The following is a 1,585-nucleotide window of genomic DNA, read 5'->3' on the forward strand; positions in this document are numbered from 1 at the left end:
ATAACGTTTGAGTTAAGCGGTGCAGCGTAGCTGCGTCCGGCGAAGCCCGAAGGGCGGAGCGCACTTGAACGATTTGTTATTTGGCGCGGAAAAACACCTGGAACTGGGGTTCATCTGGGCTCCTGGATTAAAGCTGGCTCCGTCCTGGCCATGGCGCCTCGACCGCCACCGTAGAAATTTGGCACCGATACTTCTTAGTGATCGAATCCCGCACATTCTCTCAGCGAAAATTCCCGCGGGAACGCTTGGGCGACGTTTCCGCTGAAACTTCTGCGCCTGTTTCCTGAACTAACTACACCCTGGCAATGCCCATTCTAATTCTGGTTGGCGCAGTCCAAATAACGTTTGAGTTAAGCGGTGCAGCGTAGCTGCGTCCGGCGAAGCCCGAAGGGCGGAGCGCACTTGAACGATTTGTTATTTGGCGCGGAAAAATACCTGGAACTGGGTTTCATCTGGGCTCCTGGATTAAAGCTGGCTCCGTCCTGGCCATGGCGCCTCAGCCGCCACCGTAGAAATTTGGCTCTGATACTTCTTAGTGATCGAATCCCGCACATTCTCTCAGCGAAAATTCCCGCGGAAACGCTTGGGCGACGTTTCCGCTGAAACTTCTGCGCCTGTTTCCTGAACTAACTACACCCTGGCAATGCCCATTCTAGTTCTGGTTGGCGCGGTACAAATAACGATTGAGTTAAGCGGCCACGCGCAGCGTGGTCCGGTGGAGCCAGCTTGCTGGCGGAACGAACTTGAACGCTTTGTTATCTGTTGGCTCAAACTGGTGGAGAGAAACAGGCAAGCCACTAACAAGTTGGCCATTCTCGTAAAGATACACCGTGCCGAATAGCGCTTTCTCACCACCAGCCTTCCAGCCTGCGAGAACCAGCTTTACACCAATAGTGTCTTCAGAGTCACAGTTGAAAATGAAAATACCTTCATCATTTTTAATGCTGTCTGTAGCTGTTATGCACAAGTGAGCCACTTCGCGGCTGATGCTTAGAGAGATGGAAAACTGTCCGGATTTATTTACAAGAAGCGTGGCTTTTTCAATTTCAGCAGTAGGGCTAATTGTTTTCCACTCACCGAGAAGATCAGCCTCAGTAAGATTACTTGAGGCCCAGCAGAATGCAGGTATCTGCAATAGGGCTAACAAGAGTAGGGTGCGAATCATGTATACAGATAACGATTTAGCTAAGCGGCGCCTGCAAAGCAGGCGTCCGAGTGAGCGCAGCGAACGATTTTAGCGCCTTGTTATTTGGCGCGGAAAAATGCCTGGCAATGGTGCTCATCTGGGCTCCTGTTTCGAAGCTGGCTCTATCCTGACCATGGCGTCTCGGCCACCACCGTAGAAACGTGGCTCTGATACCCCTTAGTGATCGAATCCCGCACATTCTCTCAGCAAGAATTTCCGTGGGAACGCTTGAACGACGTTTCCGTGGAAACTTCTGCGTCTGTTCCGCGCTCGGACGACACGCTCGCAATGCCCATTCTCATTCTGGTTGGCCCAGTACAAATAACGTTTTAGTTAAGAGGCGCGTGCACAGCACGCGTCCGGTGGAGCCAGCAACGCTGGCGGAACGCACTTAAACGC

The 1,585-nt window shown here is 52.2% G+C and carries 1 protein-coding gene; it reads right to left on the bottom strand.

What is annotated here, in order from left to right; genetic code table 11:
* Positions 1-688: 688 nt before the first annotated feature.
* Positions 689-1,165: a hypothetical protein gene (locus V3330_RS19580; RefSeq protein ID WP_354697156.1), complete on the bottom strand. Its 477-nt coding sequence runs from the start codon at positions 1,163-1,165 to the stop codon at positions 689-691.
* Positions 1,166-1,585 lie beyond the last annotated feature (420 nt).

This window comes from Elongatibacter sediminis, assembly GCF_037892215.1.
Taxonomy (GTDB): domain Bacteria; phylum Pseudomonadota; class Gammaproteobacteria; order Xanthomonadales; family SZUA-36; genus Elongatibacter; species Elongatibacter sediminis.